Origin of the sequence: Bacillus cereus group sp. BfR-BA-01330, from assembly GCF_022663885.1 — a bacterium.
Taxonomy (GTDB): domain Bacteria; phylum Bacillota; class Bacilli; order Bacillales; family Bacillaceae_G; genus Bacillus_A; species Bacillus_A cereus.
On the sequence record NZ_JAKUGK010000001.1, the window covers coordinates 484184 to 501003 of the forward strand.

Below are 16820 nucleotides of genomic sequence, written 5' to 3' on the forward strand. Positions count from 1 at the left end.
GTAAACTTACAAAGAAGGGTTTTAAATAGAAATTAGATATAACAATGGATAATGGTAAGTGTATTAAAGAAACTATAGAATTAATGAAATAAAAAATAGTTGTTGTAAAGGCTTATTCTGATAATAAAAGGAATTAGATACATTAAATTCAACTATGAGTTTTTTTACTAAAAATATGTAGGTGAAGAGTATAAGCAACATAATCCTTTTGTAGCTGATGGACGAAAAGCTTTCATGGATTTCTTTAAGGAGGATTTTGTTAAGAACCCTAATTCTTCTGCAGAAATTAAACGTGTAGTAGCTGAAGGAGATACAGTTGCTCTTCATGTACATTCTCGTACTAACTCTCAAGATAAGGGAGTTGCTATAGTGGATATTTTCCGTATAAAGGATGGAAAGATTGTCGAACACTGGGATGTAATTCAAGAGATTCCAAATGAAGCAGCTAATGATAATACGATGTTTTAGGTAGAAAATCTATTTATAGATTGTTAAAATATTTTTTCAAAAATAAATAAGATTGCGTTAGTAAAAATATCCTTAGAGTGATTCTTTCTTACTAACGCAATTTTAAACTTTTTAAGTCCGTAATTATACTTGAAATCACCGCGATACCTAATACTATCCTGTATAGTTTATAGGAATAATATCTCCCTGACTAAAGTTTTCAAGAAAGGATTTATAAATGTTTTTTAATTCATTGCATGATGGCAGGAATTTAAAGTGGCCTTTATCAATTCGTTATAACCTTTCTTAAAGTGAATAAATCCTCTTTTTATTTTCTCATTTCCTCCGTTTTAGATATGTCTTTTTAGGATTTCAAATCTTACCTTTTCATCAAATTTATCTGCAATGTATATTACAGTTCCGGCAAGATATTTTAGTCCATAAGCTACGGGTGTCATCCAAAGTTTATTTAGGAAAGAAAGATCTTTAATTCGGTGCTTACTTGAAAAGAAAATCATATTGTTCACTCCATTTCTAAAGGTGATAGATAGTTTAATAGTCGTCTTATTTATTGTTTTAGTTGCGTAAACAAGGTACAGTACAAAATGTACTTTGCTATTTTGAACAATTTTTTTGTTTAGGAATTTGTATAGAGATAGAAATAATAAGAATAGTGAATAAAACCCTACTAAAGTTTAGTAGGGTTAAGTAGATAAAGATGTAGAATGGATAATTTAAGAAATAAAGGACATAAACTGTGTTTCTTAATTTCTTTGTGTAAGACTCTTAACAAATAGCGTTAAATAGTATGAGGAAGAACCAACTAAAATAGCAAATGGTATTAGAATAATATCAATACCATTTACAATTACATAACCAAAAAAACCAGTCCAGAAGCCATTACAAAAAGAACAGTCTAAAAAAATTTCAAACAATTCATGAATACTACGTAATTTTTCACGTGTGTACTGAAATTTTATTTCAAATAAAAATGCGCGTACCCCTAAGGATATAAATAGCAACAGGCTTATACTTATATCAAAATTCATTATCTCACCTCCAATTCCTATTTAAAAGTCGTAATAAGTTGTTAGAAAGTTGAGGTTTACAAAATAATTAATATTTAGCTGGGATATTTAATAAATCATTTGAAAGATAGTTACCCCAATAAAAGCTAACATAATGAAATGAATTAAAGTATATTTTTTTCTAAAGATATGGCCCAATGAATAAAATCTAATCTATTAACCTTAACTTTTCTGGCTCTATAGACCATATGGTGGAGTCCCTCTAAATCAACTAAAATATAGCGTTGAGGGTTAATATCCTGATTAAAGGTAATTACAGCACTGCATTTAGAGCGTTTGTCCATATTTTCGATTAAGCTATAAGGATTTTTTATTCCAATTGCATTTTTCCCAATATCGTATCCAACAAATAAGAGTTGATTACTTGTAGTAAGGACAGCTCTTATCTGTTTATCATTGTATAAAAATGAAAAATATTTTTTTATATCAGTAGTGTTTAACTTTCTATCTTTATGTAAATTCAAGATATCACCTCCCTATAGTTATCGAAATTTAAGTAACTATAGTTGCAAGTGAATTGTAAAGAGACTTATTAGTTTAAAGGTTGTTGCTGAATCACAATGTATAAATTGCAGCATTTAATTTAAAGGTAAAAGCTGAATCCATCATATTAAAGCTAAATAATATTATTAATAAATTATTATCTATTATTTAATAATGATTATTTGTTATAAAAATAGATTCAATACTATCTCATTTTAGAAACTAAAAATATTTAAAACCATTATTTTTATATTGAGTTCCATCAATTTCAAAGTGGATTTAATTATTTAGTGTAATTTATAAACAAATTCAGAGAAATAAATCGTTTACATGTTTTATGTTAAATGACAAATACTTCTTTAATAGAATTGCTAATTTGTTAATTGAAGAATAAATAAGAAAATCTTTGATCATGTCAATTCAATAGTTAAGAATGTACGTGAGAGCTTAATAGAAGCTAAGTGTAAAAAATTGATTTTGTTAAGAGTAATTATGGGGTGAGATAGAGTTTGACTAAATTTATTCTAAGTGATGTTAAATTTTCATTGTGATTTTCTTATATTGTTACTGCAAATACTTACAAGAGGGTGTGATGAGTTGTTCTTTCCACGTATCACTGATGTTTATGCTTGCATACATAAGACATTGAGAGAAGATAGTGTAATACGTAAATGTATGGGTCTTAATAATATTACAGTAGATATGGAAAATGAAATGCACATACAAAAACGTATGTCTCCTAAAGAGGCACTAAATAACCAAATTCCTTTAATTGCATTTTACAAGTCATTTGTTCAAAAGGAACGAAACAATAATATTCATGTGATAACATTTGACTTCGATATCTACACAAATGATGATGTGGAATTGGCATTAGACCTTGCAGATAGAATAAATCAATTATTCGATAATCAATCTCTGCAGTTATTTAAAGGAGTATTTTTCAAGGGTCAGTATGTAGGATCTGCAGAGGTTGCAAGTGAAATAGAACACTCTTATAAGTATTTCACTAGATTTGAATTTATTTTTGAAATTGAGGGGTGTAGTTAATGTCACAATTTGACAAGTTTAACAGTAAGAATAAGAAAATGATTATTAAAGGTGCAGGTAAATTTATGGCTAAAATTCCAGGGTGTGATGAATTAATTACACTAGGTCACATGGCGAATATGCGTCTTGATGTGCAGTTGGATATGGTTGATATTGAAGGGGGAGACTCTTCAGCACCTATTGATACACTACTACGTAAAAAGGTAATTGATATTACTGCAGAGGATGCAAAATTTGATTTAAACATGGTACGTCTTGTGTTAGGAGCAAAACTTCGAGAAGGAGTTAGCGGCTTAGCCTATGAATTGAAAAATGAAACAGTAACAATTGCTGGCGATACTGAACCTGTTTCTATTAAATTATCTAGTCCAGTATTAACAGGTAGCGGAGCACCTAAAGTACAGATTTTCAACCAAGTTGCAGGTTCATTTGTACCAGAATCAGCAATTACAGTAAATGGATCAGCTGTAACACTAAAAGGTGGTGCGGTTGAAGGTGATACTGTAGTAGTTTATTATCCTGTAGCATCATCATCTATCGATCCTGATGGTTTCGTATGGGTATTAGAAGAACGTCATGATGTTAAAGGTGGACTAGTGACTCTTAAGAATCCTCTATTTGGTGGATCTTTAGGTTCAGCTTCTTCTAAGACAGAGCATGTATCTGTAAGATTAGTAAAAGAGAATAAATTACTTAAAAAAGTAACAACTAATCCTGCAAAAGGTGAGTATACAATTGATCCTTCTACAGGGGAGATTAAGTTTAATGATTATCTTGAAGGAGAGCAAATTTATGTGAACTACAAGCGCCCAGAGGTTGTAGATGTAATGGCAATTGGTTCTCGCGATTTTCCTCTTACAGTATCTGTTGTTCATGATGGACATTTTGAACAAATGGATGGTAGCATTCAAGGTTACCAAGTTGAACTATATTCTTGCCGAGTGAAATCTAACTTTACATTAGACACAGCACGACAAACAGCAGCGACTCACAGTATTACACTTACAGTTATTGATGGGGAACGTACAGACAGTCGTTTAGGTTCTATTAAGCGTTATCAAATCGAAAAAAGTGGCGATGTTTGTTAATTAGAGAAGAGGATACTTATGTATCCTCTTTTTTTATTAATTCATTTTTAAACATTTTAGATAAGGGTGAGAATGGATTATAAAAATATCTATCACTTAAACCTTTTTTCGTAAGGTTGTTACATTTAACACATAAATTCTTATATTAGTTACGAGGTCGTTTAGGCGATCCCCTTCCTTGCGTCCTCTTTAAATTTAATAAGGGGTAATAGAGTAATATAGGGGGAGATTAAATGAGTGAACGCAATTTAGCAATTCCAAGTAGAGAAGAAGCTATCGAGGAACCTACTCTTGTAGAGGAAGCAGAGGAGAAGGTTGAAAAGCAAGAACCTAATAAACAAGAGGAAGTAAAGTTAACTAAGCAGGAATCAGAGTTTATTGAAAAAGTATTCTTCGAAGAGGATGAAAAGGTAACATTACGTGATGGAAAAACCTATGCTATCCCTCCTTTAGGATTAAAAGATGCTAAAAACCTAATGAAAAAGTTGAATACAATTGATACAGGTGTCATTATTGCTAATTTAATTGCAGATGAAACAGGTAATGATAGTTATGATGAACTATTAGAGGTCCTATTGATGGGCTTTAAACCGTATTATAAAGAAATTTCAGCTCATTATTTAGGGGATTATATTGATATTGTAACAGCTAAAGAAATTATAGATATTATGATTGGACTTAATGGCTTAAAAAAGTCTTTATAGACTCTGAGGAAGAAGAAAAAGAATATGACGAAAATGCCTACGTTGATTGGGCAGAGATTTTCTTTAACTTAGGTCACTACCTGGGGATGAAAAAACAGGATATATGGGATTTGACATTACCTCAGTTAAACTATTACTTAAAGAAATGCCATAAGCATATAGAGTTTACAGTTAAGGTACATTCAATGTCCTTCACTGGGTTATTTGGGGGCGGTTCAGCTCAAGCTGCCGAACAGAATAATCTAAAACATAGTGATGGAAAAGAAGTAATTGACGGATATGAGGTTGCAAATGCTGATGACATGGAGTGGTTAGCAGGTATTCTCTAATAAATAATCCTGCCCTTCCTTTTTATTTGAGGATAGGGCGGGATTTTATTATGTAAAAGGAAGGTGAAATAAGTGACAGTCAATAATCAAAATATTGGTGCTACTATTGCACTAGAGTTTGATAAGTCAATAAAAAATATGAAAGAGTTTGGAGTACAGTTGGAACAGCTAGATCATCGTTTTGGTAGTATAGAAAAACGTATAGATGCTATGAAAAACTCTTTATCTTCGTTATCGGCTCAGACATCTAAGGCAGCGGGAAGCAACCTTAGAGCAAAACTTGAGCAAGAATTAAATAATATCGTCCAAGCAAATGGTATTACTTTATCTTCAGTTGGGGCAGCACCATTAAGTATTAAACAAGAAACCGTTCAACAATTGATGTCTAAAGTAGATAAAGAGTTAAATAAAACGATTGTAAAGATGATCAAAAATATAAACATTAATATGGATTCTGCTATGAATAATAGCGTAGTACCAGTTGGAAAAGATGAATTTAATAAAATTAATAAAGAAATCTCTAAGTTAATTAGTAATCAAATTAAACAATTAGTAAATTCCATTCGCGAAAATGGGGGGAATCTAGTAAATGCAGATAACTTGAGTGGACTTAAATTAGAAATTTCTAAGGGAACGGTTAAGCAAATTTTAGTAAGTATTAAAAATCAATTAAAACCTATTTTACTGAACCCTGAGGTTGCTATTGAAGGCCAGACATTAACAATTTCATCGAAAGATTTATCTGAATTAACGAAAAAAGTAAGAGGGAAAATAAAAGATTCTATAAAATTTGATTTCGAGGGTGTTATTAGCGAAGAGAATAGCATTGATAGCGAGATTATAAAAACAGCTAAACGTATTGATAGTTTAATAGAAAATTATATAAAAGGCATACGAGGAGGGCTGCAAAAGATTGATCTCAAATCTGTAGAAGTACCTATGAAAAATATATCTAAACAACTTCAAAGGTATATTGCAAATGATTTAGGTGTTTCTCCAGCCGAGTTAGCTCATACTTTTCATTCTGTGGATCGAGGATCTCTAAGAGGATATGCTTTAAAAAGGCAGTTTGAAGGTATGGAAAATACAATTAATAAAAAGTTAACTGCAGGAACAAATAAAATAATGATGTCAATGAAACAATCAGTAAGAGCTGTGGACTTTGAACCTCATTCTAATATAACGCAATATTTAACTAGTGAAATTAACAAGCTGAATAAGCAAATTATTAAAAAAATCAAGGAGTCCGTTGATAAGCAGTTTGCACATATAAGGAATGAAATTCTAGAAATTAATACTAACCCTCAAAAGGCGAATAGTAATAGACAGTTAAGCTTTATTGCAGGAAATAGTGCTAATACTTTAAATAACTCAAGTGGATCAAATCATAGTAATACAAATAAAAATAATAGCGATTCTAGTGCAAGTAAATCCACAAAACAAGACAATCCTTTTGATGGGTTTGGAATGGCTGGAGCGGTTACCAAAAAAGTTAGGAGCCTTGCTTCGGGCTCAATGCTAGATCCAATGGCTGCGATAACTAAAGCAATGGAAACCTTTAAAATTTCTCAGTTAGAACAGTTAAAGATTACACAAAACTTCTCTTTGAAACCAGAATATAAAAACAAAAATGGAAATACAGATTGGCTAAAATTAGATAATGATACTGGAAATCTAATGAATAATGTACGTGATTTATCTACACTTTACGGCATTGATTACGAAAGAATGTCTAAGGTAGCTGGTATAGCATCAAATGTAACAGGAGATAAACAATCTGCACGACAATTTGTTGATCAAGCTTCTAAGGTTTATCGCTTAGATAACAAATCAGACTTAGTTGAAACAATTGCTCCAGGATTACAGACAATTATGGCACAGTTTAAATTATCTGTCTGGGAGTTGGATGGAGTAGTTAACTCTTTTGCTGTTGCTACGAGTCAAACTAAAGCGAACAGTGAAGATATTATGAAGGCAATGTCAAAATCGGGTACAGCACTCCATTCAGTGGGAGTGAATGCAGAAGATGCAGTGACTTTAAATGCATTAGCTATTCAAACTTCAGGAGAAACAGGGGAGAATGCAGGTGCAGCCTTAAAAACGATTGCAGAACGTATTACTTTACCATCTGTTTCTAAGCAATTAGAAAATTATGGTGTAAAGGTATTTGAAAAAAATGAAAGTGGTATGAAAGTACGTCGGAATTTCATTGATATCCTATCAGACACTGCGAAAGCAAGCAAAAATAAATATATTGGAGAAGATAAAGTAAAATCCATTCTGTATGGAGAAGGTGGGGCAAACCAGCCACCAAAACTGATGTCCTTTTTAGAGACCATGCATAAAGCGGGGATAAATAACAGTAAGGATTTATCGTATTGGAAAATTAAGCAAGAAATTAATGAATTTAAAAAAGATCCTGCACGCCTTCAAGAAATGATTGCGGTAACGATGAAATCACCTTCAGTGACAATGGAAAGAGCTGGGGTATCTGTTAATAATGCATTAGTGTCAGTATTAGATGCGCTAAATCCAGAGATTCAAACTTTGGCAAAAATTATTACAAACTTAGCCCAGGGAATGGAGAAACATGCAGGGCTATTTGCGCAGTTAATTACGATTTTAGGTAATGCCTTGGTAGGTTTTGGTGCTATTCATGGAGTCAAACGATTAGGTCAATTGAGTAATTATGAAGAGCATTACAAGAAAGCCACTATGGAAAACAAATTCTTTGGTGGTACATCTTTTACAAATCGTAAAGTGGACGGAGCGGTAGGTTTTTTAAATGATCATGTTTTGGGGGAGAGCCAAGATTTACGTAATCAAGTAAATAACAAAAAATTCTATCGTGCGGCTATGAAAAATGATACGTTAAAAAGTTATTTTGAAGAATTAGCGGATTTAAAAGAGGATAGAAAGAATGAGATAAAAGAATATGTAAAAGATCATGGTGGAAAAGCTGAAAATATGGCCGATTTCCTTAGCATCATGGATGAATCTAAAGGCTATTATAAGGGTGAAAAGAAAGAATTAACAGCTGATGAATTACATACTCGTTCAGCCTATAATGCTCGCAACCTTACCCAAAGTAAATTATTAACAGACGTTTTTACCACAAATTTCTCAGAGCATTTAGTGAATACCTTATCAAATAGGACTAACTTTGACAGTATGAATGAGAATCAAAAATCAACGGCTGGTCGTTTAGCTCAAATGGATGATCAAAAACGTATTGGATTTGAGACATATCTAGATCAAAACTATCAAAGTGTAGGTAAATCGATAAATAATATGGATGGGCTTAATAAGGCACTCGATGAATATGAGGCTAGTAACCGAAAGGCTACTATACAAACAAGACAAAGTACCACTGCGTACAGGGATTTATCAAGTGCCGTAAAAAAGGTAGCTGATGAAGCTGAAGGTGCATCAAAAAATAGAATGAAGGGTTTTCTTGATTTTCTTGATACTATCCCACAGCGAACAAGAGGAGCTGGTGGGGCTATTATGGGACTTACACGCAGCGTAGGAAAATTTGCTAAACAATTAGCTATTGCAACCGCTGTTGGTGATGTTTTAACGAATTCTGCTGAGAGCTTTGGTTTAACGACCAAGCAAGAAAAAATACGAGATTATCATAATCAAACCGCAGGTGCCGCTGAAGCATATGTTAAATATGAAGAAGATGAAGGTGAATGGAGTAGTAAACTAAGATGGGCTGGACTAGCGTGGAATAAAATTACAAATACTTTTTCGCCAGGACACTCTGACGTAGATATTAGCGATGTGGGATTAGGTCAAGAATTATTTGGCGGAAAAGGGGGATTTAAAGGAAGTTTTGAGAATTGGATAAAGAGAGAATATGGAACGTCGAATTGGAAAGAAGCTTTAGAAAAAGAGAATGAAAAAAGGGAAAATGATGCAAAATCTAAAGGCCAAGATGGGAATTATTCAAAAGCATCTTTAACAGATTTAACACAATCGTATTTAAATCAATCTGGAATGTATGCTAAGAAGCAGGAATTGGAAAAAGAAGAGTTTATAGATCAATATAGGAAATCGGCCATCTCTGAATCAGAGCAGAATATGCGAAGGGATGAAGCAGAAAAAGCTCGTAAAGCTTGGGAGAATAAAATGATAGATGAGGGTCAATATGATTACTTTTCTTATGATGATTTAAAATCTCGTATTCAAGAGAGCCAGAAAGTTGCCAGTAATAAGGGAGAACTTAACTTAATTACCGCCCTTCTAGATGGTGTGAAAGCTGACTCAAAAGAGTATATGAAACTTAGGTTACAAGTAATTCAACAAGAGCGAGAAGCTTACAAAAAAGAGATGGACGAGCTTCATAACTTTACTCGAGGGCGAGAAGCAGAGTTGGAAGAATTAGAAAAAAACGGGAAAAGGTATACTGTGGACCCAGAAACTAGAGAAAAGGTAGAGACGGCTGATTATAAAAAAATTAAAGAATCTGTTGAACGGAGTAAGGACAAAGAAAAGAAATTAAAAGCTGAATTTGACCTAGAAGATAAGAAAAAACAAATTGAAGCACAACGTATTAAAACAGAATTTTATATTAACGACACTCAGAAAGGATTTTCTAGAGCACAGGCTAAGAAACAGTATAAGGATACATTAAATGCTATTAGCATGAACACAGAGAGTCCTACTTATATTGATTCACAGATTGTTTCAAGCCAATCTATGATTGGAGAAATGAAAAGTAAACTGGCAAATCTGCAATCCCAACAGTTAGCAGATCCAGATGGTCAGTTACAAGATACTATTCAAGGATTGAGTCAACAAATCGCAAGTGCTGAATTAGAAGTTAAAAATTTAAGGATACAAAGGCTTACAGCTTGGAGACATGATTTCGGTAATAATATGGATGATTTGGAAATTAAGTACATGCAGGAACGTGTAAACTTTGGACCAAGTATAGGAGATGATAGTTTCTTAGCACGTGATCTAAGAGTAAGAGAATTACAAGATCGTAAATCACTTATAGATAAGACCTTAGCGGTAAGAATTGCAGAGCGAAATAGTGGTAAGTTTGAAGAAGGTTCATCTGAATACGAACAAATCATGAAAGATATTCGAGAATTGACAAAGCAATCTTTACAGGCACAGATTGGTATCCACCAAGAGTTAAGAGCACAAATGGGTGGAACATTTAATCTTCCTGAAGGCGTACAGGTTATGTCTCAGTATGATTATCTAACAAGTAAAGGTACACATTCAAACTTTAGTGTTCAATCAGGAGATATGTATGTCAATATTACGTTACCTAATGTAACTGGACAAACTTCTAGTCAACAGTTAGCGAATCTTGGAATGAATTTAGGAAAAGGATTAGCACAAGGTAGAACAACACCACTACGAAATCAGTTAAATTCAGCCCCTTGGGGATATCCAACATTCTAATTACAAAACCCCATCTAATTATTAGGTGGGGTTTCTTATAATACTAAGGGGTGATTAAATGGCACAACAAAAACCAAGTAAATCTAATGATGATGTATTTAAACGTAAATTATTTTATGATAACGGGATTCGTTTTGTACAAGTAAGGGGGCGTATGACTGGCGATTATAAGCCACCAACGCCAGTATTAAAATCCCATATAAACGAAAATATTCAATCTTCTGCAGGATTGGTAGGGAAAGGGACTTCTCATTATTCTACTACCATTCAATTTTTATTTGCGAGCAAAGAGGAATTTGCAGACTGGCTACAATTTATTGGTGCAGAACACAAATACTATGATGAAAAAGGCACGATTTATTTAGGGATTGTTAATGGTGATTTAGATATTAAAACAGCAGAATTTGAGACGAAATATATCATTACTGTAAACCTTATGTTAATTCGAAAACAAGATTTCGAATATCGTCATCAATATCCTTTTATAGATATTGAAAATCATTGGGCGCAAACGTATATAGATGAAATGCAAAAAAGGGGACTTATCACTACTTATGCTAGTGATGGAACACCTGTACAGTATTTTCAACCTGAAGTTTGGATTACAAGGGCTCAAACGGCATCCTATATGACAAGGACTTTTAAATACATCGAAAAGATATTGAGGGGGTATTAAAAATGCCAAAGCGATGGTTAGATGTGGGGCCAAAGGATTGGTTTTATCGTGCAGTATTAGAAACAGATAATATATTTATTGATACAAAAAAAGAAGAAACCTTATTTAGTGGAAAAACCTATAACCAATTTATTGGTGGCAAGTCACGTCAGGTTCATAATTTCACTTCAACAGAGGGACAAACCAAGTTTGAAGTAAGCGGATATAAACCTGATTCTAGGGAAATGGTGTTTGTTTATATTGATGGGGTGCCTACACTCCCATCTAAACTTGAGGATAATTTTATACATATTGGTTACCCGTTAACCAATGGAAGAGAAGTTAGTATTCTTTTATCTGGGGTAGTGGAAATGCATGAAGGAGATCATACTCTTGAAAACTGTCAGATTTATCCTTTGATGAGCGGATGCTCTTTGGCTTATCCGGCAAAAAAGTTAGAAAAAGCAAATAATTACGTATTTGATATCACTTACTCTTTAAATGAAATAGCAGTTTGCATGAACAAGAAGTTAAAGAGAATACATGTAGATGTAAATGAAGACGAATCCATACAAGATGCACTTACAAGAACGTTAGGATTTAAACGAGACTGTTTTACTATAATTAATGGATATCTTTATGTATCTTATAATTTAAATCAGTTTCCTATTTATGTGAATTACAATTATCAAAAGGGTGCTCAAATCAAAAATAGGCAGGGAGAAAAAGTTGTCCCTATGTCAAGTTGCGCACTCTATAATGATAGATTCTTTCCTGATATAACGATATATAGAGGAGAGTTTTTTACTTTGTTACAACGTTTAAGAATGAATATTTATAATCGATATACAGATAGAGGATATGTGAATAATACAATTCAGCAAACGGAGAGATACATTAAAGATAAAGATAAGATTGTAGGAAAATGGTATGCCGAATCAGTCTTAAATATATTAGATGAAAAATTTAATGATGGTTGTTATGTATTTCCACTTTACGCAGATGATTCCTTTCAACCTGAGGTATGTGTAACTAGAGCTGAAGCAATTGTATATTTACATAGATTTACAGAATGGGCACTAGAAAGATTTAGATAGGGGGAATAAGGTATGCCGAACGTATTTGATCATAGAACTCCTGCGCCTCAGTTGTTAAATGACGTAATGAGAAAAGTTAATGCTTTAGGTCATGAACCTAGGGTGATTATTGAATTTGATAAAATGGCCTATGTACCAGGAATGAAAAATAAGTTTGAAGTTTGGGACAGAATTCGAGAAGCATCTATTGTGCATCAGGCAGCAGAGGCGACTTTAACAACACCAGTAGCAGGTGCTGAGCCAAGTTCTGTTACAAAAGGTGGAGAGTCAGGGGATAGGTTTGAGTATATTAAATGTGCCTTAAATAAATGGGTAAAACATTATAAGTGTCCCAATGTTGCTTATTTCTTTCTATTAGCTGTAGCGAAACATGAAACAGGATTTGGAACATTGGGACAAGGGAAACCTGAAAAAGGAAGTTATATAGTAGGATATGGTTGCCCGGGTTCATGCGATCCTCAATATAAAGGGATAGATACCCAAGCGAAGTATGCTGCAAAACGTTTTTCCGAAGCAATGAGGAGCAGATACGCAAAAATTTCCAATGGATATATGGATGCTAGTGATGTTGATTATTTCCATGAAGGTGGAGATAAAGGATATAAAAAGTGGAAATGGTCAGCAGATGGACCTAACTGGAAAAAACTTGTGAAAAGCTATTTTGATAGAATTATTGGTGAATCTAGGCAAAAAAAATGGCATTGTAAAGAATCTGGTTCTATTATTAATAAAAATCTGTTTCCAAAGCATTCTACAAATCTAAATGTTTCCAAGAAGGAAGAAGACTGTGGTTGTGAGAAAGCTGAGACTTATACAATTGAGGAACAAAGGAAAGAAGTTCATAATGCAAGCTCTAGTGCGTTATCCGGTGCTACTTTTCCTGTTGAAGGAATTTCATTTGGAAATGGTGCGAAAGTATCTTCACACCATATGAAACATAAGGGTGGGGGTGCACGTTCAGGGCATAAGGGTACTGATATTATACATACATCCCAAGGTAAAATTAATGGTATGTGGGTAGTAGCGGCTTGGGCTGGACATGTACATAAGGCTTATAAAAGTACATCTTATGGTAATTGTGTAATGATTCAACATGATAATGGATATATGACAGTTTATGCCCACATGCAAAATAATTCTTTACAGGTTCGAAAAGGTGATTTAGTTACTCCAGGAACACGTTTAGGGAAAGTCGGAAATACAGGTCAATCTTATGGCGCCCATTTACACTTTGAAATTTGGAAAGGTGAATGGATTTATGGTGGAAATAATCATATTGATCCATATCCTGTTTTAACAGGTGCTCAAAAATTAGGAGTAGCACCAAGCGGTAAAGGTAATAATGGAGGCGGTAATACGGGCGGAAATGATAATAGTACAGGAAATGGAAGTGGTGTTAGTCAACCACCACCCCAAATGACCATTACCCAAAATATTAAGTTTAATAAGTGCTTTGATAAGGATGCAAATCTGGATGGGAATTGGCATGGACAAGAGAACATAACCCATTTTACAGCTTGGTCAACAGGTGAAAAGTATTTAGGTTTTAATGAGAATATTGCCAAAGGAGCAGTTGAAGATTTTGGATATAAACATAACTTCTCTTCAGACGGATTTTATGAATATGCTTTCTATGCAGATCTTAAAGAAGGAGATTCCGTAACGGTTACATATGACGGAATGATTGTAAAACGATATACAAAAGAGAACAATACAACACAACCTACATATGAACCTCCAGTTTATGCAAAATGGGTTGCAAGTGATATACAAGGGACCAATTCACATATATTAGATTTCTCCTTAAATAATGTAAGTGGTGAGGCTGTATTTGGATTAAAATGCTTTAAGGTAGTGGAAATTGAAACTCAATACGGTGCACAATATGTTGATGAAAGAATTAAGGCTCGTAAACGTGATGTATGGGTTGATACAGGGGCATTTGTATACGATAAAACCTTTACAGTAGACCAAGATGTATTACAATGGGAGATAAATAGCCATTTTGACGCCAGAGTCGCAACTGCAAGAATTACTTTAGACAATAAACATGGTATTTATTCTCCTACATATGAACGAGCCAATATCTTCCCTGAGAATTTAAGAGAAGCAGAGATGTCATATTATGAGAATGGTGCAATCAGACATGTGTTAAGTGAAGCTACCCCAGTACGTGTTTATGCAGGCTATGGTGAAAACCTAGTAAGGGTTTTTACAGGACGTATAAGAGGAGAGATTGAGCAAAATTCTGATGAAAAAACAATTACTATTAATTGTGTAGATATGTACGATATGTTAGAAGAACATGTTTTTGATAGGGTTCTAACTTTTCCTCGAAGAGACGAGATACATGGTGATGAAAAACAACCAGTAACCATGTGGGTTAAATCATCTATTATTCATAATATCGTAAATGAGGCAGGAATGATTGGATGGAGAATCCATGAAGATGATTTGAGATATGCTGATGCGATTATTGAAGAAACGTATTATATTGATATCGATAGAGGTGGGAAAAAGGCAGTCGTCTGGGATACTAAAAGTCAACAATATGTCGAAAAAGATATAGCAACTGTACAAGATGCACAAGGTTATAAAAATCCTTATGTACAGGCGATAGATTTTTTAGAAGGTACAAGAGCATCTGATGCGGTTCATGAAGTGATTGGAGATATTATGTATCGCTCTTACTGTGATCGTTATGGAACATTTAGATTGGAAAATATCCGTAAAATTAATGCAAGTGAGGCAAAATGGTCATTTATAGATGGTGAGAATTTATATTCTCTTTCCACTTCTATTGACCATTCTCGTATACGTAATCATCTTATTATTGTTGGTAATGGTGGGCAAATTGAGCATTTTGTAGATAAAGATCTTCTTATATCTACAAAGGGTAATATGAGAACGGCTAAGATTGTTGCTGATTGGATTGATGAGCGATTTGGTTCAAATGCAAGAGGAACCAAAGAGGATATCTCGAACAAATTATTTTTTGATATGAAAAGACAAGCCCGTACTTTTAATGCCGTTGTTAAAGGAAATCCAATGATAGAGTTATTAGATGGTTGTTATGTTTATGATAGTAATACTTCTAATGCAGGGTATTATGTCATAAAAGGGAACCGACTTGTTGGAAATAAGGAAGGTATGTTAAATTTCCTAGAATTTACTTGGCATGACAAAGAGAATTATTATAGCTAAAAAAACAAGGAGATTCCTACAGAACGTTAGGAATCTCCTTGTTTTTTCTTATAATGCTATGGAAAGCGAGGTGGGAAAATGGCGCAAAAGAGTCATATGAACGTAAATGATGTATATCCAATACTTGATATGATCAATAGAAAAGTTAATCAAGGAAAGGGAACAAGACACCATTTTACTAGTCCGCTATTCAATAATGATAACGACAATGGTGTAACAACATTGAATTCTTCTCAATGGCAAGTAGATTCATTTGAAGTCATAAGGGAAACAGAAAATTCAATAGCTAATCATGTAATTAATGAGATCCGAATTATTTATCGAAATGGTGCATTAGATAAAATTTCTTTAGTCCGTGGGCTCAATCCATCTGTATCTGATGAAATTCAAGATTATGAGTACATCAACAATATTATGATTACAGAAGTTTCTATAAAAACAGAGTGGTTTGGTAAATCCCAAGAAGTTGTTGCAAAGATTATAAGGGAAAATGATTACGGTAATTTTAAAAAGGTTAAACTCACTTATTTTGACTCGGAATGGGGCTGGAGTGAGGACGAAATCGAAGAAGGTTCTATGCCGTCTAAATATGAAAATCCATCTGATTTTTATAACGGTAAATATAGTAATTATGAAGAAGTGATAGTAGAGGATTATGTAGACTATGCAGAAATAGGATATGCATCTAATGAAGAAATTGAAATCTCTCCAGATGGTTGGTCTGATGGATATAATCCATCGTCTCCTGTAGATGTTAATGTGGAACTCGGACCAAAGATAACAGATGAAATTTAGAGAGGAGGTCCTACATGAGTTTTGGGGCAAATGTAGTAGTTGGAGGGGAAATAGATAGAGTAGGTAGATTGGGTGGTGGACGTTTAGATTATCCATTTATGCCTACAAAAACAGTTCCTTATATAAAGGGGAAAATTTTAGAGGTACTAGGTACTTTAGGGCACTTTGATATTCAATTTATTCCTGATTTTGATATTGAGCTGGTCTCCGTAGCTGTAGGAGCATCTAGATATCATTCCTTTGATAATTGGAGTTTGTTTATTGGAGACGATCATAAAAATAACTACGTATTTGATGAAATTTATACGAAGGATTTACCAGAAGGTGCTTATTTAATGGCTGTGAAAACAGTAAAAGCAGGTACCCCAATTACATTCCGCTTTGATAATAAAGGTGGGCAATCGAAATATGTTTGGATAAACTTTCAATGTTTAAGGGATAATCCCAACAAATAAG

At 33.5% G+C, this 16820-nt stretch carries 12 protein-coding genes and 1 pseudogene; 11 read left to right on the top strand and 2 right to left on the bottom strand.

Annotated features, from left to right (window positions below; all coding sequences use genetic code 11):
* Positions 1–171: 171 nt before the first annotated feature.
* Positions 172–468, top strand: a pseudogene (locus MR112_RS02630) (nuclear transport factor 2 family protein); the annotation flags it as partial.
* Positions 469–1211: 743 nt separating this feature from the next.
* On the opposite strand, the gene MR112_RS02635 reads toward MR112_RS02630, so the two are convergent.
* Positions 1212–1496, bottom strand: a complete 285-nt coding sequence (locus tag MR112_RS02635; protein ID WP_001008317.1) for a hypothetical protein — start codon at positions 1494–1496, stop codon at positions 1212–1214.
* A 143-nt stretch (positions 1497–1639) separates the two neighbouring features.
* On the bottom strand, positions 1640–1999 hold the full coding sequence (locus tag MR112_RS02640) for a BRO-N domain-containing protein (RefSeq protein ID WP_001048703.1): 360 nt from the start codon (positions 1997–1999) through the stop codon (positions 1640–1642).
* A 616-nt stretch (positions 2000–2615) separates the two neighbouring features.
* On the opposite strand from MR112_RS02640, the gene MR112_RS02645 reads away from it, so the two are divergent.
* The 10 genes from MR112_RS02645 (at position 2616) to MR112_RS02690 (ending at position 16819) form a co-directional block, all read left to right on the top strand.
* Positions 2616–3068, top strand: coding sequence for a hypothetical protein (locus tag MR112_RS02645; RefSeq protein ID WP_000465972.1), 453 nt, complete (start codon positions 2616–2618; stop codon positions 3066–3068).
* Positions 3068–4156: a hypothetical protein gene (locus tag MR112_RS02650; protein ID WP_000077128.1), complete on the top strand. Its 1089-nt coding sequence runs from the start codon at positions 3068–3070 to the stop codon at positions 4154–4156. Before MR112_RS02645 ends, MR112_RS02650 begins: the two co-directional genes overlap by 1 nt.
* Before the next feature lie 233 nt (positions 4157–4389).
* The gene (locus tag MR112_RS02655; protein WP_000004090.1) at positions 4390–4860 is read left to right on the top strand and encodes a hypothetical protein; all 471 of its coding nucleotides are present in this window, start codon (positions 4390–4392) and stop codon (positions 4858–4860) included.
* Positions 4861–4970: 110 nt separating this feature from the next.
* Entirely contained in the window at positions 4971–5189 is a 219-nt protein-coding gene (locus MR112_RS02660) for a hypothetical protein (RefSeq protein WP_226799801.1), read from the top strand.
* A 72-nt stretch (positions 5190–5261) separates the two neighbouring features.
* A complete protein-coding gene (locus MR112_RS02665) occupies positions 5262–10613 on the top strand; it encodes a phage tail tape measure protein (protein ID WP_242244751.1) in 5352 nt (1783 codons plus the stop codon).
* A 58-nt stretch (positions 10614–10671) separates the two neighbouring features.
* On the top strand, positions 10672–11289 hold the full coding sequence (locus tag MR112_RS02670) for an S-layer homology domain-containing protein (protein WP_000068593.1): 618 nt from the start codon (positions 10672–10674) through the stop codon (positions 11287–11289).
* Between the two features lie 2 nt (positions 11290–11291).
* Complete coding sequence (locus MR112_RS02675; protein WP_242244752.1) at positions 11292–12365, top strand: hypothetical protein; 1074 nt, start codon at positions 11292–11294, stop codon at positions 12363–12365.
* A 12-nt stretch (positions 12366–12377) separates the two neighbouring features.
* The gene (locus MR112_RS02680; protein ID WP_242244753.1) at positions 12378–15569 is read left to right on the top strand and encodes a M23 family metallopeptidase; all 3192 of its coding nucleotides are present in this window, start codon (positions 12378–12380) and stop codon (positions 15567–15569) included.
* A 78-nt stretch (positions 15570–15647) separates the two neighbouring features.
* Positions 15648–16364 (top strand): hypothetical protein, encoded by a 717-nt coding sequence (locus MR112_RS02685; RefSeq protein WP_242244754.1) that lies wholly within the window; start codon positions 15648–15650, stop codon positions 16362–16364.
* A gap of 14 nt (positions 16365–16378) precedes the next feature.
* Positions 16379–16819, top strand: coding sequence for a hypothetical protein (locus tag MR112_RS02690; RefSeq protein WP_000007798.1), 441 nt, complete (start codon positions 16379–16381; stop codon positions 16817–16819).
* The last annotated feature ends 1 nt before the right edge of the window (position 16820 follow it).

Excerpts from the sequence above, each read along its gene's own strand:
- MR112_RS02655 (WP_000004090.1), top strand. The coding sequence starts at position 4,390 with ATGAGTGAACGCAATTTAGCAATTCCAAGTAGAGAAGAAGCTATCGAG.
- MR112_RS02675 (WP_242244752.1), top strand. The coding sequence starts at position 11,292 with ATGCCAAAGCGATGGTTAGATGTGGGGCCAAAGGATTGGTTTTATCGT.
- MR112_RS02650 (WP_000077128.1), top strand. The coding sequence starts at position 3,068 with ATGTCACAATTTGACAAGTTTAACAGTAAGAATAAGAAAATGATTATT.
- MR112_RS02685 (WP_242244754.1), top strand. The coding sequence starts at position 15,648 with ATGGCGCAAAAGAGTCATATGAACGTAAATGATGTATATCCAATACTT.
- MR112_RS02635 (WP_001008317.1), bottom strand. The coding sequence starts at position 1,496 with ATGAATTTTGATATAAGTATAAGCCTGTTGCTATTTATATCCTTAGGG.
- MR112_RS02670 (WP_000068593.1), top strand. The coding sequence starts at position 10,672 with ATGGCACAACAAAAACCAAGTAAATCTAATGATGATGTATTTAAACGT.
- MR112_RS02690 (WP_000007798.1), top strand. The coding sequence starts at position 16,379 with ATGAGTTTTGGGGCAAATGTAGTAGTTGGAGGGGAAATAGATAGAGTA.
- MR112_RS02680 (WP_242244753.1), top strand. The coding sequence starts at position 12,378 with ATGCCGAACGTATTTGATCATAGAACTCCTGCGCCTCAGTTGTTAAAT.